The 18,546-nt window shown below is 64.3% G+C and carries 18 protein-coding genes; 1 reads left to right on the top strand and 17 read right to left on the bottom strand.

From position 1 onward, the window contains the following. Positions 1 to 54 precede the first annotated feature (54 nt). Together J2W49_RS19210 and J2W49_RS19215 are read right to left on the bottom strand one after the other, a co-directional pair. Positions 55 to 516, bottom strand: a complete 462-nt coding sequence (locus J2W49_RS19210) for a methyltransferase family protein (RefSeq protein WP_310320121.1) — start codon at positions 514 to 516, stop codon at positions 55 to 57. Positions 517 to 541: 25 nt separating this feature from the next. Continuing rightward, on the bottom strand, positions 542 to 1,435 hold the full coding sequence (locus J2W49_RS19215) for an NAD(P)/FAD-dependent oxidoreductase (RefSeq protein ID WP_310320122.1): 894 nt from the start codon (positions 1,433 to 1,435) through the stop codon (positions 542 to 544). Between the two features lie 96 nt (positions 1,436 to 1,531). Between J2W49_RS19215 and J2W49_RS19220 the strand changes: the two genes are divergently transcribed. Further along, on the top strand, positions 1,532 to 2,173 hold the full coding sequence (locus J2W49_RS19220; RefSeq protein WP_310320124.1) for a TetR/AcrR family transcriptional regulator: 642 nt from the start codon (positions 1,532 to 1,534) through the stop codon (positions 2,171 to 2,173). Between the two features lie 299 nt (positions 2,174 to 2,472). On the opposite strand, the gene J2W49_RS19225 is transcribed toward J2W49_RS19220, so the two are convergent. The 15 genes from J2W49_RS19225 to J2W49_RS19295 form a co-directional block, all read right to left on the bottom strand. Then, on the bottom strand, positions 2,473 to 3,279 hold the full coding sequence (locus J2W49_RS19225) for an oxidoreductase (RefSeq protein ID WP_310320126.1): 807 nt from the start codon (positions 3,277 to 3,279) through the stop codon (positions 2,473 to 2,475). A gap of 47 nt (positions 3,280 to 3,326) precedes the next feature. Then, the gene (locus J2W49_RS19230; RefSeq protein ID WP_310320129.1) at positions 3,327 to 3,866 is read right to left on the bottom strand and encodes an alpha/beta fold hydrolase; all 540 of its coding nucleotides are present in this window, start codon (positions 3,864 to 3,866) and stop codon (positions 3,327 to 3,329) included. 391 nt (positions 3,867 to 4,257) lie between these two features. After that, a complete protein-coding gene (locus tag J2W49_RS19235) occupies positions 4,258 to 5,241 on the bottom strand; it encodes a helix-turn-helix domain-containing protein (RefSeq protein ID WP_310320130.1) in 984 nt (327 codons plus the stop codon). A gap of 131 nt (positions 5,242 to 5,372) precedes the next feature. Beyond that, positions 5,373 to 6,845 carry an aldehyde dehydrogenase family protein gene (locus J2W49_RS19240; RefSeq protein ID WP_310320131.1) on the bottom strand — a complete coding sequence of 491 codons (1,473 nt, stop codon included), beginning with the start codon at positions 6,843 to 6,845 and terminating at the stop codon, positions 5,373 to 5,375. Between the two features lie 65 nt (positions 6,846 to 6,910). Continuing rightward, positions 6,911 to 8,359, bottom strand: a complete 1,449-nt coding sequence (locus tag J2W49_RS19245; RefSeq protein ID WP_310320132.1) for an NAD-dependent succinate-semialdehyde dehydrogenase — start codon at positions 8,357 to 8,359, stop codon at positions 6,911 to 6,913. 31 nt (positions 8,360 to 8,390) lie between these two features. After that, on the bottom strand, positions 8,391 to 9,827 hold the full coding sequence (locus J2W49_RS19250; RefSeq protein ID WP_310320133.1) for an NAD-dependent succinate-semialdehyde dehydrogenase: 1,437 nt from the start codon (positions 9,825 to 9,827) through the stop codon (positions 8,391 to 8,393). Positions 9,828 to 9,835: 8 nt separating this feature from the next. Beyond that, a complete protein-coding gene (locus tag J2W49_RS19255) occupies positions 9,836 to 10,807 on the bottom strand; it encodes a Bug family tripartite tricarboxylate transporter substrate binding protein (protein WP_310320135.1) in 972 nt (323 codons plus the stop codon). 96 nt (positions 10,808 to 10,903) lie between these two features. Next, entirely contained in the window at positions 10,904 to 12,583 is a 1,680-nt protein-coding gene (locus tag J2W49_RS19260) for a bifunctional 3-(3-hydroxy-phenyl)propionate/3-hydroxycinnamic acid hydroxylase (RefSeq protein ID WP_310320137.1), read from the bottom strand. Positions 12,584 to 12,607: 24 nt separating this feature from the next. Beyond that, positions 12,608 to 12,904: an NIPSNAP family protein gene (locus J2W49_RS19265; protein WP_310320138.1), complete on the bottom strand. Its 297-nt coding sequence runs from the start codon at positions 12,902 to 12,904 to the stop codon at positions 12,608 to 12,610. Positions 12,905 to 12,908: 4 nt separating this feature from the next. Then, entirely contained in the window at positions 12,909 to 13,778 is an 870-nt protein-coding gene (locus J2W49_RS19270; protein ID WP_310320141.1) for an alpha/beta fold hydrolase, read from the bottom strand. An 8-nt stretch (positions 13,779 to 13,786) separates the two neighbouring features. Further along, on the bottom strand, positions 13,787 to 14,389 hold the full coding sequence (locus J2W49_RS19275) for an amino acid synthesis family protein (RefSeq protein WP_310320143.1): 603 nt from the start codon (positions 14,387 to 14,389) through the stop codon (positions 13,787 to 13,789). Between the two features lie 28 nt (positions 14,390 to 14,417). Then, a complete protein-coding gene (locus J2W49_RS19280; RefSeq protein ID WP_310320144.1) occupies positions 14,418 to 14,900 on the bottom strand; it encodes a VOC family protein in 483 nt (160 codons plus the stop codon). Between the two features lie 11 nt (positions 14,901 to 14,911). Next, the gene (locus J2W49_RS19285) at positions 14,912 to 15,949 is read right to left on the bottom strand and encodes a WD40/YVTN/BNR-like repeat-containing protein (protein WP_310320145.1); all 1,038 of its coding nucleotides are present in this window, start codon (positions 15,947 to 15,949) and stop codon (positions 14,912 to 14,914) included. A 24-nt stretch (positions 15,950 to 15,973) separates the two neighbouring features. Continuing rightward, a complete protein-coding gene (locus J2W49_RS19290) occupies positions 15,974 to 16,768 on the bottom strand; it encodes an SDR family NAD(P)-dependent oxidoreductase (RefSeq protein ID WP_310320147.1) in 795 nt (264 codons plus the stop codon). A 71-nt stretch (positions 16,769 to 16,839) separates the two neighbouring features. Then, positions 16,840 to 18,414: an acetolactate synthase large subunit gene (locus J2W49_RS19295; protein ID WP_310320149.1), complete on the bottom strand. Its 1,575-nt coding sequence runs from the start codon at positions 18,412 to 18,414 to the stop codon at positions 16,840 to 16,842. Positions 18,415 to 18,546 lie beyond the last annotated feature (132 nt).

The raw sequence follows: 18,546 nt of genomic DNA on the forward strand, positions 1-18,546 counted from the left end.
GTGGGCAGGTTGCGGACACCTCTTAGGCGAAAATACTAGAACGCTCGTCAGGCGTCATACCCATCTGCGTACCCTCCCCTTGTAGGCCTCGTACTCAGCCCCAAACAGAGACGTCAGCACACGTTCTTCCGGAATGATCTGGAACCGCGTGATGTAAAGCACGAACACAACAACCCACAAGACAGCAAGCGGATTCGCCAAAAACAATGCCCACGCCAACAGGGTCAGCAAGAACCCGGCATACATGGGATTGCGCGTCCACCGGTAGACGCCTTGGACGACTAACGAGGACGCCAAGCTTGCGTTGGTCGGATTCACTGTCGTTTTGGCGCGCCTGAACGCAACGACACCGGCGAAGCCGATGCCTTGGCCAATGCATGCCAAAGCAATGGCACTGAGCACGCGGGCTAGGTCGGGAATCTGTAGGAGGCCTGCAACGGCTGGCGTCAGCCACATGAGAAGCGCCAGTACTAGCACCAGAATGGGGGGCGGAACCTTAAGTTCGAGCACGCTCATATCAATCGACGATTCGGCCTAGCGCTCAAACCAGCATCGATTGCTGGGCAAAGATGCCCGCCATCGCGCCCTGCGATGATGCCTGGGTGACCGAGGGCAAGAAGGGTGTCGTGAGGTCGCCAGCGGCGTAGATGCCGGGCACACTGGTTTGGCGGCGCTCATCGACTTTGAGGACGATGCCGGTGGGCGTATCCACCGTAGCGAGACCCAGTGATGCATGCAGGCTTGCGGACGGCTTGTTGCGCGGCTGGGCGAACAAGATGTCCACCGCGATATTGCGTCGGGTATCGAGATTGACGGTAGTGATTCGACCCTTTTGATGGGCGATTTCTACGATCCGGCCAAGGGCGATAGGTATGTTGCGGCGTGTCAGATCTGCCTGGATTTCGGGCGGAATGTCGTGGCCATCGGCGAAGATGGTCATCTTGTCGGTCCAATCAAGGAAGAGCCTGACCTGATTGTGCGATTGCGGGCCGGACCAGACGACGCCCCAATGCTGGTCGGCAACTTCAAAGCCGTCGCAATAGGGGCAAGGCACGATGGACGTGCCCCAGCTTTCGGCAAAGCCCGGGACATCCGGCATCTGGTCGGCGACGCCGTAGCTCAGAATCAGGCGGCGCGCACGGAGGCTTTCGCCATCACCGCTCAGAACGGTGAAACCGTCGATGGCGCCGGAAATACTGTCGGCCCGACCACTGAGCTGCCTGATCGTGGGATAGCGCGTCAGTTGCTTTCGGGCCTCGGCCAGGATGTCCTGCGGCGGCTTGTGATCATGGCCGAGCAGGCCATGCGAGTGACCAGCGAAGCGATTGCGCGGCAGTCCGGTATCGAGAACGGTGACCTTGCGGCGGGCACGGCCGAGCTGCAAGGCGGCGGCGAGGCCGGCAAAGCTGCCGCCGATGATGATGACGTCATTCATGGTGATGGGCTCCGGGTGAATAAGTCTGTTAATGGACGTTTGAGTACAGTAATGTAAGGTCTATATAATAAACCGTCAAGTACATTAAATAAGCTCATGCAAAACCCCTCAGCTCTCACTCCTAAGCCACAACGTGGGCGGCCAAGAGATCCCGAGCGCGTCCGGCGCATTCTGGAGGCCGCGCAAAGGCACTTCAACGAGCATGGCCTCGAGCGTGCCAGCGTGGATGCCATCGCTGCGGATGCCGGCGTGTCCAAGATGACGGTCTACAGCAACTTCGGATCCAAGGAGGGGCTGTTCCAGGCTGTCGTGCACGACAGGACGGCGACGGTGGTGACAGGCGTCCCGGGCGTCGAGGCGCTTGACCCTAGCCAGCCGGAGAAGGCGCTGCTGGCGATCGGGGCCCGGTTTCTCGAATTGACGCGCGGCGACGACGCCCTGGGAACGCTGCGCTCTGTCTATGGCGTTGCAGGGGCGCAGCCGGAAGTCTGCCGTGCGTTCTACAAGGACGGCCCCGAGCGTTTCAATGGTGAGCTGGCTACTTACCTGCGCCGAGCGCACTTGGCGGGCACGCTGAAAGTGCGGAATCCAATTCAAGCAGCGGACCTGTTCCTGTCGATGTTCCTGGGCTCCGGGCACTTCCGCGGACTGCTGATGCTCAAAAGGCCGGATGCCCGAGAAAACAAGGCCCTTCTGCGCGAGGCTGTACGGGTTTTTTTGGCAGCCTACGGCGCGTAGGCTGCGCAACGCGGCCAGAAGTCGCGAGCATGCCTCCACGGCGAACCGGTCTCGTCCCTGCGGCGCGCGAACTACGAAGGTGCGCTCAAGGTGAAGCCCCACGGCTGGCTGCCGGCGTGTTCCAGGGCGACGGTCACATCAGTGGACTACTGTTCAGTGGACTTCTGATGCGGGAGGCTGGAGGTGCCTGATGTACACGAGAACAGGGCTCTGCTTCGCGAGGCCGTGCACGTGTTCATGCCGGTGACAAAGTCGCGGCCGACGCATACGCCGCCCGCCGACCCCATCACTGTTTTCGCTCAGCCCAGGCCGAAGGTCTTGCGCAGGTTCCCGTCAAGGGGGCCGGCCGGCATGAAGCGGCGCAGCTTGCGCAGCAGCGATGCCTCGCCCTTGGGCGTTCGGCGCATCGCCCAAGTGCCGAACGCGGCGTCGATGATGGTTGTCGCAACGCCTTCGGGTCCCGGGGCCTTCTGGACGCTGCGCACGACCGCCTCCGATGCGAGGGCTCGGTCGGCGTCGTAGGTGGGGATCGGATTTGCCGCCTGGGGCGCGTTGAGGTCGAGGTTGGTCTTGGTGTAGGACGGCTCAACCAGCACCACGCGAATACCTAGGTTGCGCACCTCGTGGTCTAACGATTCCGACAATCCCTCAACGGCGTGCTTCGACGCTGCGTACAGCCCCATGAACGGGGCGGGCAGGAAGCCCAGCACAGAACTCACATTGATGATCCGTCCGGATCGCTGCTGGCGCATGTGCGGCAGTACGGCCTGGATAGTGCGAAGGATGCCGAACACATTAGTCTCGAACAGCGCATGCACTTCTGCGACCGATGTTTCCTCGACCGAACCGAGCATAGTGCCACCGGCGTTGTTGACGAGCACGTCAATTCGTTGCGCCTTGCCGATGATGGCGTTGACGGCGCGCTGCACCGAAGCGGTATCGCGCACGTCCATTTCGACGAACTCGACGCCCGGGATGGCCGGCGCCTTCTTAAGATCCCGAACTGAACCAAACACGTTGCACCCGCGCTGAGCGAACTGAGCGGCAGTGGCGCGCCCGATGCCCGAGGAAACGCCGGTGACGAAGACTACTTTGGAACTTGACATGATTTCTCTCGTTAGTGGGTTGATGTGAACCTAGTGGACGCGCCGGCTCAACATGCGCGCAGCCACCTCGGCGAGTCTTTCGAGCGAGATGACGTGTCGGGCCTGCTCGATGGTGAAAAGCTCGGACGCGGCAACGAAGCGACTTTCGTGACACGTTCGCTCTGATCAGCGAACACGGTGAGGGGCGGGACACCCACGATCGACTCCGCGACGAGCGTGACATCGCGCAAGTCGAATCGGGAAATGAACTCAGCCCCTGCCTGGCGCAGCAACAGCTCGGTGTAGCCTCCGGGCCGCAGGCTGGAGTGCCCGTGGCCCGCGAAGTCCAGCACATAGACCCAGTTGTGCCGGTTCAGCTCGGGCACAAACTTCTCGAAATAGTCCAGCGGTGTGCGGATCGTATGCAGAGTCATGAGCGGCGGGCCCTCGTCGGATTGCGCGTACCGCACCGTTGATCTATCGCCGAGCTTCAGGAACTCCGGCGCAGAGCCAGTCCATCTTGTCGTGTGGTCATGCACCACTGTTGGCGCGAAGGCGCCGAGCAGAAGAGACAGTCCGACAATGACCAAAGCTGCAATCTGCTTCACTTTTCTTGCTCCCAAACTCGAATGCTTGACCTGAAGGTCGCACGGTGCGTGACTTCCGTGTCGACATGCACTTAACTAGACGCGTCAGTACGGTAAATTATAAAGGTATTTACTGTACGGTCAAGTACTGCAATACGTGCCGAGGCTGTGCAGGCATGGTCGGCCTCGTTCCCGCCGGTGCTTTCACTCTTGGCGCTATGAAGCCACCGACCAATGCCCCATGGCAGCGTGGAAAAGAGAGGCGGCTAAGAAGCCCGAATGCCGACGTTCGCGGACGTCGGTTCATGGGCATGGACAGACCTTGTCCGTTCGGCTGCGGAGGACCGCTATCGCTGCACAACCGCCCTTGGCAGCCGGGCGCGCACATTCCCCTAGACTTTTCAGCGTCGCCTTAACGGCGCCCATGCGCCAGCGTGGGCCTTCCGTCCGCACGACAGGTGTCGGATGGCAGTTCGTCAAACAATTGTTTGTAGTGTCTGGCGAAGTGGCTGAGGTGGAAAAATCCCATCTCGGCCGCAGCGTCGCCCACGTGCAGCTCCTGCGCGGTGGTCGTGCCCAGCCGGCGACGCACGGCGTTGAGCCGCAGATTGCGCAGGTACTCCAATGGGCCGATACCGGCCACCCGCTGGAAGCTGGCCTGTAGCGTGCGGCGACTCACCCGGAGCTTGGCACACAGGTCGAGAATGCTCAGCGGGCTGCAGACTTCGCCCTCCACCAGTTCGCGGCTGCGACGGACCATGTATTGGCTCACGGAGGATCCGAACCGTGTCTGTGTGTCTTGTTGATCACCCATCGCGGCAAACACGTCCAGGAACGCATTGAGCAGCAGCTCGTCCATCACCTTGTCCAGCGACGCTGTCGGTGCGTTCCGTTCTGATTGCAGGCTGGATTGCCGAAGGATCAGGTACAGCGTGTTCTTCAGTCGCGCCGCAGATTCTGCGCTGACCGAAAGCCCGGCGGCGTCTTTGGCCAGCGCGGCTTGCCGGGGTGAGAGATGCAGCTCGGCCATCTGCATGAAACGATCAAAGTCCACATTGGCTGCCACCAGGCTCAAGCCCTCGGGTGCGTGCAGCATGAACGCCTCGCTGTTGCGCAGCAGAACGACACGTGACAAGGGCTGTTTGAGTTTCTTGACAGCGGATGTCTCCACCTCTGTTTCAGACACTGCCAGGCACATGCGCTGTGGGGGGCAGTGCCCTCGCTGCACCACCTGGCGGTTCATGACCTCCTGGAACATCTGGAAGGTCTGGGTGGAGACCTGCCGCAGGCTGCTGTTGAGCGAGCCTCTGGAAAGCTGGTCGTACTCTTGCGGCCAACCCGGGATGGCGCGGGCGTGCTGATGCACGTCGTTGAAAGAGCGCACTTCGACATTCATGAGGTGTCTCCTCAAAAGCGTTGAACGGTGGGCGCAAGGGCTGCGCCTTCACGGGGATGCCGTTGGGCTGCTCACAAACCTGCAAGAAATGCGCCACAAGGACGCTCCCGTGCCGGTGATGTCGAAGCGTTCTACAGCGCCAGTGAGACCACTTTTTCTTCGAGGTACGCCTCAAGCGCCTTGCGGGACAGGTCTCGTCCAATGCCGCTGTCCTTGGTGCCACCCCAAGGGAGCCGCGCATCCAGCGGACTCCAGCAGTTGATGGCCACCGCGCCCACTTCCAGGCGCGCGGCGACGCGGTGCGCGGCGGAGACGTCGCGCGTCCAGACACTGGCCGAGAGGCCGTACCGGCAGTCGTTGGCCAGTGCAATGGCTTCGTCTTCCGTGTCGAACGCCATGATGGCGCCCACTGGGCCGAAGATCTCCTCCTGCGCAATCTGCATGGATGCGGTTACGTCGGTGAACACGGTCGGGCGCATGAAAAATCCTCCCGCCGGGGTTTCATCTTCGGCACCGCACAGCCGCCGCGCGCCTTCGCTCAGTGCGGTGTGGATGCAGGCCTGCACCCGCTCCAGATGGCGTGCGCTGATCAGTGCACCCATTTGTGCACCCTCGACGTCCGGGCCGCCGAGCTTCACCGATGTGGCTGCGGCCGTCAGTGCCTGTTCAACCTGAGACACGAGCGAGCGGTGCACCAGGATGCGCGAGCCGGCCGCACAGGTCTGGCCCTGGTTCACGAACAACCCCATGGCGACGCCGGGGATGGCTTCTTCCAGGTTCGCGTCCTTCAACAGGATCTGTGCCGCCTTGCCGCCGAGTTCGAGGGTGACACGTTTGAACGACGCAGCCGCCTCGCGCGCAATGACGCGGCCCACACCGGTGCTGCCGGTGAAGCTGATTTTGTTCACACCGGGGTGCGCGGTCAGTGCCGCGCCCGCTTGCGCACCCACACCGTGCACGATGTTGACCACGCCCGGTGGAAAGCCTGCTTCGGCGACAAGCGCACCGAGTTGGCCCACCGCCATTGGCGCATCCTCGGAGGTCTTGATCACCACCGTGCAACCCGCCGCCAGCGCGGGTGCCAGCTTCCAGATGGCGATCATCAGCGGCGCGTTCCAAGGCACGATGAGCGCGGCCACACCCACCGGCTCCAGCCGCGTGTAATGCAGCATCTGACGTCCCATGAACCCGGCGGTGGGCACGGTGCGTCCTTCGAGCTTGTCCGCCCAGCCTGCGAAATATCGAAGGGTGTCGACCGACATCGGCAGGTCCATCACCGTCATGTCGAAGCGGGGGCGACCCTGTTCCTCGGCCAGCGTGGCCACGAATGCCGGTGCGTTGGCCTCCAGCAGGTCGGCCAGGCGGGTCAGGCAGCGGCCGCGTTCCTGGCCCGGCATCGTGGCCCAGGGGCCCTGGCGCAGCGCCTGTCGGGCCGCCGCCACGGCGGCATCGATGTCGTCGATGCCCGAGGCACTCACCCTTGCACAGAGGCGGCCGGTGGCGGGGGCCAGCTTTTCGAAGGTTGCACCCGAGCGGGCGGCCTGGTACTCGCCGTTGATGAAGTTGTTCAGCGTGGCGGTTGTGTTTGGTGTGTTCGTGTTCATGCTTGTCTCCTGTTGTTTTGGGAAATCTGTCGCAGACCGGTGTGTCCGGCGCGGGGCGCTGGCTCTCAGATGCCGGCCATGTTGATGTACTTGATCACCAGGTAGTCGTCCATGCCCAGGTGCGAACCTTCGCGACCGATGCCCGACTGCTTGACGCCACCAAAGGGCGCCACCTCGTTGGAGATCAGGCCGGTGTTCACGCCCACCATGCCGTACTCCAGGCGCTCGGCCACGCGCCAGACGCGGCCAAGATCGCGCGCATAGAAATAGCTGGCCAGGCCGAACTCGGTGTCATTCGCCATGGCTACCACCTCGTCTTCGGTGTCGAAGCGGAACAGCGGGGCCAGCGGGCCGAAGGTCTCTTCGCGCGCCACCAGCATGTCCTGCGTCACGCCGCTCAGGATGGTGGGTTCAAAGAAGCTCTGTCCCAGCGCGTGGCGGCGTCCGCCGGTGAGCACCTTGGCGCCCTTGCTCACCGCATCTTCAATGTGCTGCTCCACCTTCTGCACGGCCTTGTCGTCGATCAACGGGCCGATGCGCACGTCCGCATCGACACCCGTTCCCACCTTGAGCTGGGCCACCGCGCTGGCGAGCTTGGCGGCGAAAGCGTCGTACACCTTGCTGTGCACGTACAGGCGGTTGGCGCACACACAGGTCTGGCCGGCGTTGCGGTACTTGGAGACGATGGCGCCTTCGACCGCCGCGTCAAGATCCGCGTCGTCGAACACGATGAAGGGCGCGTTGCCGCCCAGTTCCATCGAGACCTTCTTGACGGTGGCGGCGGTGCGCGCCATGAGCTGGCGACCGACCTCGGTGGAGCCGGTGAACGAGAGCTTGCGAACCAGCGGGTTGTCGGCCAGTTCGTCACCCACATCGCGTGCCGAGCCGGTGACCACGGACAACACACCCGCGGGCACACCTGCCCGTTCGGCCAGCACGGCCAGGGCCAGCGCGGTCAGGGGCGTCTGGCTGGCCGGCTTGACGACCATGGTGCAGCCCGCTGCCAGCGCCGGGCCGGCCTTGCGCGTGATCATGGCCGCCGGAAAATTCCAGGGCGTGATGGCCGCGCAGACACCGATGGGCTCCTTCGTGACCACGATGCGCTGAGAGGCCACCGGCGCGGGAATGGTGTCGCCATACACCCGCTTGGCTTCTTCGGAGAACCATTGGATGAAGGACGCCGCGTAGGCGATTTCACCGCGCGCCTCGGCCAGCGGCTTGCCTTGTTCGCTGGTCATGATCAGGGCCAGGTTGTCCTGGTTCGCCATGATCAGCGTGTACCACTGGGCCAGGACGGCTGAGCGCTCCTTGGCCGTGCGTGCGCGCCAGGCCGGCCAGGCGCGGTGGGCGCCCTCGATGGCCTGCCGTGTTTCAGCGGCGCCCAGGCGCGGCACCGAGGCGATCACGGCGCCGGTTGCTGGGTTTGTGACCTCGATGAGCGCTGTGCCCGAGACCCACTGGCCTGCGACAAGACACTGGCCAGGCAGTAGGGAGGGATCTTTGAGTGGAAGCATGTAGGGAACCGGGTGAACAGAGAAATAGAGTTCAGATCTGCGTGACCATCTTGGTCACCAGAAAGCCGTCGAAGGTCTCGGTGCCGCCTTCGCTGCCGATGCCGCTGTCCTTGACGCCACCAAAAGGCAGCTCGGGGTGCGCCATGCCGGAGTGATTGATGTTGACCATGCCCACCTCCAGCCCGTTCATGACCTGGGTGGCGGTCTTGTGCGACTCGGTGAATGCATAGGACGCCAGGCCGTAGGGCACGCTGTTGGCCATGCGCAGCGCCTGTTCGACGCCGTCGAACTTCACCACCGAGGCCACTGGGCCAAAGGGCTCTTCGCTCATGATGCGTGCGTGGGCGGGCACCTCGGCGATCACGGTGGGCGAAAAGAAATGGCCGGCGTCGCCCAGGCGCGTGCCACCAGTCAGCAGGCGAGCGCCAGCGCGCGTGGCGTCGTCCACCAGCTCGCGCACCGCCTGCAGACGGCGGTCGTGGATCAGTGGCCCCATCTGTGAGCTGGGTTGCAATCCATGCCCGACCTGCACAGATTCAATGGCGTCCACGAAGCGCTTCACAAAGCGGTCGTACACCCCGGCCTGCACGAACAGGCGCGAAGGAGAGACGCACACCTGCCCGGCATTGCGCACCTTCATGCGTGCAACCAGCGTGGCCGCAGCGTCCACGTCGGCATCGTCAAACACCAGCAACGGAGAATGACCACCCAGTTCCATGCAGGTGCGCTTCATGTGCTGACCCGCCAGCGCGGCCAGTTGCTTGCCCACGGGAACGGAACCGGTGAAGGACACCTGTCGCACCACAGGAGACTCGATCAGATGCTTTGATATCTCGGCCGGGTGGCCAAACACCACGTTGAACACCCCAGGCGGCAGACCGGCGTCGTGGAACGCGCGCGCCATTTCAACGATGGCACTGGGGGACTCTTCGGGCCCCTTCAGGATCAGTGTGCAGCCCGCTCCAATGGCCGCTGACACCTTCTTGATGGCCTGGCCCAGCGGAAAATTCCACGGACTGAAGGCGGCACACACGCCCACGGGTTCCCGGATCACCATCTGGCGCACGAGAGGGTCGCGCGCCGGCACCACGCGGCCATAGATGCGGCGGCATTCTTCGGCGTGCCACTCGACGTGCTCAGCGCTGTTCAGTACCTCGGCCTTGGCCTCAGTCAGTGGCTTGCCGTTGTCCCGGGTGATGCCGTGGGCGATGACGTCGGCGCGCTCTCTCAGCAGCTCGGCGGTCTTGCGCAGCACGGCGGATCGGTCCATCGGAGAGGTTTGCTTCCAATGTGTGAAAGCCCGCTCGGCCGCCGACAGCGCTGCGTCCAGATCCTGCGGCGTGGCGCAGGGCAGGGTGCCCACCAGGTCCAGCGTGCCGGGGTCGCGCACGTCGAGCCGCTGGCGCGAGCCCGCATCGATGAACTGGCCGTCGATGTAGAGCGTGAGCGTGGGGTATGGGGGGGTCATTCGCTCGCTCACTCGATCTTGATGCCCGCTTCGCGGACGATTTTTTCGTACTTCACGGCGTCCTGCTTCATGGCCACCAGGGTGTCGGCCGGCTGCGATACGCCCACGTCAAGCCCGCGAGTGCCGTAAGTCTTGAAAACGGGCGAGGCATTCACCACCTCGGCAACGGCCTGGTTGATCTGCTTGATCACCGCGTCAGGCACTTTGGACGGCGCGAACAAGGCGAACACGGTGGAGGGAATGGTGTCGGCCTGGCCGCCCGCTTCCACGAGGGTGGGGACATCGGGTGCAAAGGCCGCACGTTGTGGCGCGCCGATGACCAGCAGCCTGAGTCGTCCGGATTGGGCCTGCGTCTGCAGTGCAAGACCACCTGCCATTGCCACGTCAATCTCGCCAGACGCCAGGCCGACGACCGAGGGCGCGACGCCCTTGTATGGCACATAGCTGTAGGACATGCCATGTGCCCTGGCCAACATTTCCATGCCGATGTGCGTGACATGGCCGTTGCCACCTGTGCCGACGTTGAGCTTGCCAGGATGTTCCTTGGCGTAGGCCTGCAGTTCCGCGAAGTTTTTCACTGGCAGGCCTGATCGAACGCCGACCATCAGACTCACTCGCGCCAGGTCGGTGACCGGTTTGAGCGACTCCTCCCACTTGTAGGCAAGGGTGCTGTAGAGCAATGGATTGGTGACCAGGGCCAGTCGATCCACCATCAACAATGTGGCGCCATCGCCTTCTGCTTTCACGACGGCGTCGGTTCCGATGATGGCGTTGGCTCCAGGCTTGTTGTCCACCACGAAGGCTTTCCCGGTCTGTTTGGCCAGCGCGGAGCCGATGTCACGGGCCAGCATGTCGGGTTCCGTGCCGGCCGGGTAGGGGACCACGATCCGGACCGTTCCTCGTGGCCAGGATTGGGCGTGGGCTGCGCCGAAACCGAGCACCAGCAGGCTGGCCAATACACGCAATGCGATGAGCTTCATGGGGAACTTCCTTTCAGTGGAGGAGCAAAGTGAGGTGGTCGGCGGTCCTGCTTTTTTCGGATGAAGTGATCCCCCGCCGAGGTCACTTCAAGACAATCAAGCCACCGCGATCACTTCTCCGGCGGAAGGCGCCGTCGCAGCGGCAGGGTGGGTGGCGATTTGGGGCAAGACCTGATCACAGAACGTCTGCAACTGCCGCACGGCGTCATCGCGTGTGCCGGCTGCTGCCACAAATCGATCGGGTCGCAACAGCACCCAGTCCACACCTTTGCGTTGGAACCAGAGCTGCAGGTCGTTCTCCAGGTCTTGCACGACCTGCACCTGGGACGCGGGGTCGATGGACATGCCGGTTTCGGTGGCGCCGCAACGGGCACGCACACCCACCAGGCGCTCACACCCGAGGCGTTTCAGCTGAGCGATCAGGTCGCCGCCGTCTTCGGCAAGGGGGTCGCAGCGCCACGACAGCAGGGCAAATCGCCCGCCGATCACGTCGTCCAGCTTCTCGCCCACGCCTGCGCCGCGCTGAACCAGGGGCTGGATGAACATGCGGCCCACCAGTTCATCCTGCACACGGTTGCCGGTGTTGAGCACGATGCCGGTGGAAAAACGCGGCATGGGCTTGAACTTCATCTGCAGCACGTAGTCGCGCACTTTGGGCACGTTGCGGATCGACAGAAAGAACCTGTCCCGCATCCAGGCCACGTAGCGGTTGCGCTGCGACAGCACCGAGCCGAACAGGTCGGCCAGATCGATCATCGCCTTGGCGTGGGCATGCCGTTCATCGTGGTAGCTCTGCAGCAGCTCCGGTTTGAGACGGTCCTGGACGATCCAGGCCAGTTTCCATGAAAGATTGAAGGCATCGCGCAGGCCCGCGTTCAGGCCCTGGCCGATCCAGGGTGGGGTGATGTGCGCCGCATCGCCTGCGAGGCACACGCGGCCGGCCACCAGGTGCTTGGCCACGCGGGAGTTGTGGGTGTAGACCCGTGCGCGGATCACGTTGAGCTGGCTTGGGTCTGCCACATGGTTGCGCAGCAGTTCCTGCACCTTGTCGGGCGCGAGCATCTGCTCTGCATCTTCACCGGGGAACAACATGAACTCCCAGCGTCGCAGGCCATAGGGCAGACGCAGGCACACGTAGGGACGGCGTGGCTCGCAGTGCAGGGCGGTGTAAGGCGCGTCCAGTGGGTCCTGATCACATTCGATCACCACCCACTTGTTGGGATGCGTCTGCCCTTCGTAGGGGATCTTCAGCAAACGCTCGCGCACCGTGCTGCGTCCACCATCGGCGCCCACCACGTAGCGTGCGCGAACCGTGCTTGCTTCACCGCCTTCGGCCGTGATGGTGGCTGTCACGCCATCGGCATCCTGATCCATCGACTGCAGTTCCACACCGAGCAGCGTGGTGACGTGCGGGTAGCGCCCTAAGCCTTTGCGCAAGGTCGCTTCGCCCAGCGGTTGTGAGAACAGGTTGCGGCGAAACCAGCCAAATTCCCGCGTGCTGGGCAGGATCTCGGCAAAACAGCGCTTGTCCGCCGTGTACATGCGCATGGGCACGTTCTGGATCATGTCCTGCAGCATGGCTTCGGCCAGACCCACCGCCTGGAAGGTGCGCAGGGCCTCGTCGTCCAGTCCCACCGCACGCGGGTAGTCCAGCACCTGAGGGCTTCGATCCACCATCAGCGTCTTCACGCCGTAGTGGCCGAGCAGGTTGGCGATGGACACGCCGACCGGGCCTGCGCCGACGACCAGCACGTCGGTATCGATTGTTTTGTTCATCGTGTTGTCTCCCGCAAAGGGTGTTCAGGCCGCCGTCAACAGCTGGCTTTCCTGCCGCACCAGCAGATGGCGCACCGTCTTGCGAAAGGCGGTGAAGCGTTCGTCGGCCATCAAACGGGCGCGGCGCTGGCGGCGGTCTTCAAAGTCGTCGAAGGCCCAGATGTAGATCAGCTGGTTGAGGTCGCCGCTCTCGGGCTGCATGAGGGAGACCAGGCGGCCGAGCAGTTCGGTCTGCACCTCGCGGCCGGCTTCGTTGTAGAGGCGCAGGTACTCGCGCACGCCGCCGGGCACCAGGGTGTAGGTTCTGAGTTCGTGAAGCATGGTGTCAGTGGGTCTGTGGGGTCGTGTCGCCAGCTTTCGGCAGCAGAAAGTCGCGCACCAGCTGGTTGAACAGCGCGGGCTGGTCGTCGTGGATGTAATGGCCGGCGTCGGGCACCACGGCGCTGCGGATGCGGGGGTTCAGGCGCTGCATGTCGTCGACCATCTCGGGCTGCAAGTAGTCGGACTTCCCTCCCCGGACCACCAAGGTGTCGCAGGCCAGCGCCGCCACAGGCGGTCGCAGGTCCACCACCCGGGCCGGGTCGGGGTTCAGGCGCGTGGCGGCGATGCCCACGTGGTCGTACTGCCAGGTGAAGCCACCACCATCGGCGGGGCGCAACATGCTCTGCAGGCGCTGCTCTCGGGCTTCTTCCGTGACGCTGGGACGCAATGCCCGCATGAATGCGCGCGCGTCGTCCCAGTTGGCGAAGTGGCTGGGCGTGGTGGCGAGTTCGCGGCGGATGCGGATGGCGCCGGGGCTGGCCTCGAAGGCACCCGGCCCCGCGTCTTCCACCAGCAGGCGGTTCACCCGCTCGGGGAAACGCGCGGCGTAGACGATGGCGTTGATGCCGCCCATCGAATGGCCCAGCAGGTCGAAGCGGTCCAGTCCGAGCGCATTCACCACGGCCGACAGATCGTCCACGTAGGCGTCGGTGTAGTACCCGTGCTGTGGGTCCCAGTCCGATGTACCGCGACCGCGCTGGTCAAAGGCGATCACCCGGCAATCGGGTTGCAGGGCCGCTGCGATGCCCGCGAAGGTCTCGGCGTAGCCGCGGATGCCGTGCAGCATCACGACCGGGCGGCCCGTCGGCGCACCCCACTGCGTCACGTGCAGACGCAGGCCGGCGCTGGTCACGGTGTGATCGCGGCGTTCCATGGTGGTGCTCAGACCAGACCGTCCAGACCCTTGGCGTCGGCGGCCTTGAGCCCGCCCAGGCGCGCGTTCAGGCGACCGCGCGTGGCGAAGGCCCAGCACACCAGCACCTCGTCGCGGTTGGGCGCGTCGTTGAAGCTGGCGCTGACCGTGTCGTAGTGCGAGCGCACGTAGAGCGCGTCCTTGTAGGCCAGCGGAATGTCGAGCACCGTACCGGGCACGCCGCGCTTGCCGCTGGAGGGTACCCAGGCCTTGCCGCCGCCCAGGGCCACCCGGATCGGGTCGGCCGCCGGGTTGGTGAGCAGCGCGTTGCCGTGTTCGTACTCGCCATCGAGGCCGACCAGGATGGCCTTGCCGTAGCTCTCGATCTTCTGGTGGCCAGCGGCTTCCTGGATGCGGCGACCGAATTCACGGCCCAGCTCGGGCGAGCCTTCGATCCAGGCGCTCAGGTCCTGCTCGTAGCGGCCGGCGCAGGGGTTGTGGATGCAGGCTGCGATGACGATCTTGCGCAGCGGCGCGCCGTCGGCGGGCGCGCCGGTCTCGCCAGCCAGGCTGTCCTCCACTTGCAGGAACCACTTGCGGATGTGAAAGATGCCGAAATTGGGGGACTTCATGATGGGGTCTTCTTTTTGAGGAAATGGATCAGAGGGGCTGCAGGTCGAACGGGTCGCTGGGGGCGTTGTAGTGGCCCAGCACACGCTTGCCTTCTTCGTCGTCGTGCACGGTTTCGAGGAAGAACTCGAACCGGTGGCCGTCGGGGTCGGTGAAGTACAGGCCGTAGCCCACCTTGTGGTCGGTGAGCTTGACCACGGGCACGTTCTTCGCCAGCAACATGCCGTAGAGGCGGCGCAGGTCGTCCATGTCGCCGTCGATCTCCAGGCCGTAGTGCTGCATGTTGATCTCGCCGATCTGCAGGGCGCGCAGCATGGCCGGGTCGGCCTTGATCAGGGCGATGTCGTGGTGCTTCTTGCCAAACGACATGAAGACCCAGCGCGGTTCGCGCGCCGTGACCTCCATGTCCAGAATGTCCTCGTACCAGCGGGCGCTGGCCTCCGGGTCCTTGACGTAGAGCGCGAGGTGGGTGCGCAGGATGCGCGGCTTGACGTTGATTGATGCCATGCTCATGCCCAGGTCCTTCAGTTGATGGATTGCGGATGCGCCTTCACGGGCGCCACGAAAGGTGTCCAGGTCACCGAAGTGATCTCGCTGAAGTCGCGCCACTCCTTGAACCAGCTCTTGCCGCCGTTGGTGGAGCGCAGCAAGTGGCCGTACTTGGTCCCTGCGAACAGCAGACGGGGATCCGAAGGGTGTGCACCAAAGGCCCAGACGGTGGAGTTCGGTACCGTGTTCAGCAAGGCCGGGGCCCAGGTTTCGCCACGGTCCTCGGATCGGTAGATCCGCGTGCGCACGCCGGGTGTGCCGTCGCCAATGGCCAGCAGCAGGGTGCTGCCGGCGGCATCGACCACCTGCACGGTGCGGGTGTAGTACATGCCGTCGAAGCGCTCCTTCGAGGCCTTGCCCGACCAGGTCCGACCGTCGTCGGTGCTGGTGTAGACCGTGTTCACCGTCAGCACCAGGTTCTTTTGCGGTTGCCCATCCACCGGCGGCAGCACCGCGATGGCGTGGATGTCGGAGTTGTTGATGGTGCTCTCGGGGCTGTCGACACGCTCCCATGTGTCGCCACAGTCCGGGCTGCGCCAGGCGCCACCTTCTTCCACGCCAAACCACACCTCGCCGCTGCGCACCGGATTGACACAGATGTTCAGGATGCGCGGGCGGTTCACGCCCTGGCAGAACTCCGGTAGCTCGATGGGCAACTGCTCCCAGGACAGGCCGCCGTCTTTCGACCGGTACATGCGGGCCCGCGACGGTGCACCGGTGCCGGCGTAGACCATCTTGGGGTTGCTCGGGTCGAACGCAATCGCCCAGACGGTCTGCTGGTTCATAGGCGACTCCACCCGCTTGAAGTGCGCGCCTCCGTTCAGGCTGATGCACATGCCGGCATCCGCCCCTGCGAGCACGCGCGCCGGATCAGACGGGTCCACCGCGAGACTGCGGACCACGCCGTCAAATTCAATCGCTTCTTTCAGACCCAGGCGGTGCCAGGTGGCGCCGTCGTCCACACTGCGCAGAATGCCCTGGCCAGCGGTGCCGACCAGAATGGTTCCGTTCATGATTCGGTTCCTTTGTGTTGGATGTCAGATGAAGATGCCGCGCGTGATGCCGCCGTCCACCGCGATCGATTCGCCGGTGATGGCGCTGGCGCGTTCGGAGGCGAGGAAGAGCACCGTGTCGGCGATCTCGTTGGGCTGCAGCACGCGGCGAATCGGCGTAACCTTGGCGTAGTTGGCTTCCACCTGCTCGGGGGTCAGCCCCTGCAGCTTGGCTTCCTTGGCGTAGAGCTCGTGGATGTGCGGCGTCTCCACCACGCCGGGGTGCACGACGTTGACCGTGATGCCCGAGGGGCCCAACTGGTCGGATAGGGTCTTGGTCAGGTGGCAGATCGCCACGTTGCGCATGCCAGAGAGCTGCTTGCTGCCGCGACCGGTGAGGCCACCGATGTTGATAATGCGGCCGAAGCCGTTCTTTTTCATGTGGGCGGCCGCCGCCTTGGCGCAGCGCATGTAGCCGACCACCTTGATGTTGATGTCTTCGAGCAGGCCTTCCGGGTCGGCGTTCTCGATCTCCGAGCGCACCAGGCCGCCTGGGTGCGCGGCGCCGTTGACCAGAATGTCGATGCGGCCGAAGTGGCTGGCCACTTTGTCCATCATGGCCTGCACCTGATCGGTTTGGCTGACGTCGGCCGGGGCGGCCAGGATCTCGATGCCGGTGGCGGCAGAGATTTCTCGTGCCGCCTCTTCCAGAGGGCCTTGGCTGCGGGCCACGATGGCCACGCGCACGCCCTCGCGTGCCAGCGCTTCTGTCACCGCCCGGCCAATGCCCAGACTGCCGCCGGTCACCACAGCGACCTTGCCTTTGAGATTCAGATCCACAACGTCTCCTTCAGGGGGTTTGGGGAAGGCCGGCACCGCGCCAGCCTTGTGTTCTTCAAGTGATGGGCCGCTCACAGCGCCATCTCGATCAGCATCGGGCCGCGCTTTGAAAACGCCTGCTGCAGCAAGGTCGTCAGTTCGCTGCTGGTGTTGGCGCGCCCACCGGCCACGCCGTAGGCCTGGGCCAGGGTCACCCAGTCGATGCGGGGTTTGTCCAGGCTGGTGATCTCGGCCGCGCGGTTGCCCAGCACCGCACCGCCGCGGCGCAGCTCGTTGCGCAGAATCGCGTACTGGTGGTTGGCGGCGATCAGCACCACCACGTCCAGGTCTTCGTGCGCCAGCGACCACAGGGTCTGGATCGTGTATTGCGTGCTGCCGTCGGAGAGCAGCGCCACCACCTTGCGGTCCGGGCAGGCGATGGCCGCGCCCATGGCCACCGGCAGGCCCTGGCCAATGGCGCCACCGGTGTTGGTGAGCGTGGTGTGTGGCTTGGCGGCGGCCGACACCGCGTAGAACGGGTAACCGCAGGTGCCGCCTTCGACCGAGACGATGGCGCGATCAGGCAGCTGATTGGCCAGCGCCAGTGCGATGCGGGCGGGCGTCAGTGGCCCCTCTTCAGGCGGGCTGAGCACAGCGGCGGGCATCGGCACATCGGCTGCACCCAGCAGCTCAGCGATCGTCTCCAGTCGCGTGGCGGCGTCGTCCCCCACTGCCGCCAGCGTCAGCAGACGCTCGGCCTGCACCAGCAGGCTGGGATGGCCTTCGTAGCCGAAGTAGGTCACCGGCGGCAGGGCGCCCACCAGCACCACCAGATCGCTCGGGTCCAGCACTTCGCGGGCCGGCTCCGGGAAATACGGAAGACGGTCAAACGCCGGCAGGCCCTGGCCCCGCTCCGAGCGCGACGGGAAGGTCTCTGCGTAGGCGGTGGCACCGAGGGCGGTGCAGAGCCGCTGTACCGCCTTCTGCGCGCGCAGCCCCAGACCACTCTGCTCGCCGCCACCACCGAGCAGGAAGACGATCCTGCTCGCGGCCTTGAGCCGCTGCACGGCGGCGGTGGGGTCGAACGCGACCGGGGTAGTACTGGCGGCGGCAACGGTGGTCGACTGCACCAGAGCCACTTGCTCTCCGCCCGTGTGAGCCTGGTAGTCCGCAGGAAAGATCAGGGTGGCGCCTTGGCCGCCGCTGGCCAGACTCTGCTTCACCGCTTCGCGGCCCGCAGCTTCGCTCTGCTCGACAGCGGCAATGCGGTGGACCCAGCCCGACACCGGGCGCGCCAGCGACTCGATGTCGGAAGTCAGCGGCGCATCAAAGGGCAGATGCCAGCTGGTGTGGTCGCCAACGATGTTGACGATGGGCGTGTGGGCGCGTCTGGCGTTGTGCAGATTGGCGATGCCGTTCGCGAAACCAGGACCCAGGTGCAACAAGGTCACGGCCGGGCGACCGGTCATGCGCCCGTAGCCGTCGGCTCCACCCGTGCAGACGTTTTCCTGCAGGCCAACCACGCAACGCATCCGGCCTTCACGCTCCAGCGAACGCACCAAATCCAACTCCGTGGTGCCGGGGTTGGCAAAGCAAACGTCGACGCCTTCGTCAGCGAGTGCGGCGAGTAGCGCATCCGCGCCGGTTGTGTCATTGCGATTTATCATGTTGCTACTTTATCAAAATACGATAAAAGAGCAAATGCTGACCTTTATCAAATGGCAATATTTGGCTTGGTTGCCTTTTAGATAAAAAGGTGTATTCGCGAGGGTGAGTTGAGAATGTGCCTCGTGGAACGG

The organism is Hydrogenophaga palleronii (assembly GCF_031457455.1).
Lineage (GTDB): Bacteria > Pseudomonadota > Gammaproteobacteria > Burkholderiales > Burkholderiaceae_C > Hydrogenophaga > Hydrogenophaga palleronii_A.

Bases quoted from the DNA above. Each gene is read 5' to 3' on its own strand.
- J2W49_RS19220 (WP_310320124.1), top strand. From the start codon at position 1,532: ATGCAAAACCCCTCAGCTCTCACTCCTAAGCCACAACGTGGGCGGCCA.
- J2W49_RS19270 (WP_310320141.1), bottom strand. From the start codon at position 13,778: ATGGAACGCCGCGATCACACCGTGACCAGCGCCGGCCTGCGTCTGCAC.
- J2W49_RS19215 (WP_310320122.1), bottom strand. From the start codon at position 1,435: ATGAATGACGTCATCATCATCGGCGGCAGCTTTGCCGGCCTCGCCGCC.
- J2W49_RS19285 (WP_310320145.1), bottom strand. From the start codon at position 15,949: ATGAACGGAACCATTCTGGTCGGCACCGCTGGCCAGGGCATTCTGCGC.
- J2W49_RS19275 (WP_310320143.1), bottom strand. From the start codon at position 14,389: ATGAAGTCCCCCAATTTCGGCATCTTTCACATCCGCAAGTGGTTCCTG.
- J2W49_RS19240 (WP_310320131.1), bottom strand. From the start codon at position 6,845: ATGAACACGAACACACCAAACACAACCGCCACGCTGAACAACTTCATC.
- J2W49_RS19225 (WP_310320126.1), bottom strand. From the start codon at position 3,279: ATGTCAAGTTCCAAAGTAGTCTTCGTCACCGGCGTTTCCTCGGGCATC.
- J2W49_RS19210 (WP_310320121.1), bottom strand. From the start codon at position 516: ATGAGCGTGCTCGAACTTAAGGTTCCGCCCCCCATTCTGGTGCTAGTA.
- J2W49_RS19250 (WP_310320133.1), bottom strand. From the start codon at position 9,827: ATGACCCCCCCATACCCCACGCTCACGCTCTACATCGACGGCCAGTTC.
- J2W49_RS19255 (WP_310320135.1), bottom strand. From the start codon at position 10,807: ATGAAGCTCATCGCATTGCGTGTATTGGCCAGCCTGCTGGTGCTCGGT.
- J2W49_RS19265 (WP_310320138.1), bottom strand. From the start codon at position 12,904: ATGCTTCACGAACTCAGAACCTACACCCTGGTGCCCGGCGGCGTGCGC.
- J2W49_RS19245 (WP_310320132.1), bottom strand. From the start codon at position 8,359: ATGCTTCCACTCAAAGATCCCTCCCTACTGCCTGGCCAGTGTCTTGTC.
- J2W49_RS19235 (WP_310320130.1), bottom strand. From the start codon at position 5,241: ATGAATGTCGAAGTGCGCTCTTTCAACGACGTGCATCAGCACGCCCGC.
- J2W49_RS19295 (WP_310320149.1), bottom strand. From the start codon at position 18,414: ATGATAAATCGCAATGACACAACCGGCGCGGATGCGCTACTCGCCGCA.
- J2W49_RS19280 (WP_310320144.1), bottom strand. From the start codon at position 14,900: ATGAGCATGGCATCAATCAACGTCAAGCCGCGCATCCTGCGCACCCAC.
- J2W49_RS19260 (WP_310320137.1), bottom strand. From the start codon at position 12,583: ATGAACAAAACAATCGATACCGACGTGCTGGTCGTCGGCGCAGGCCCG.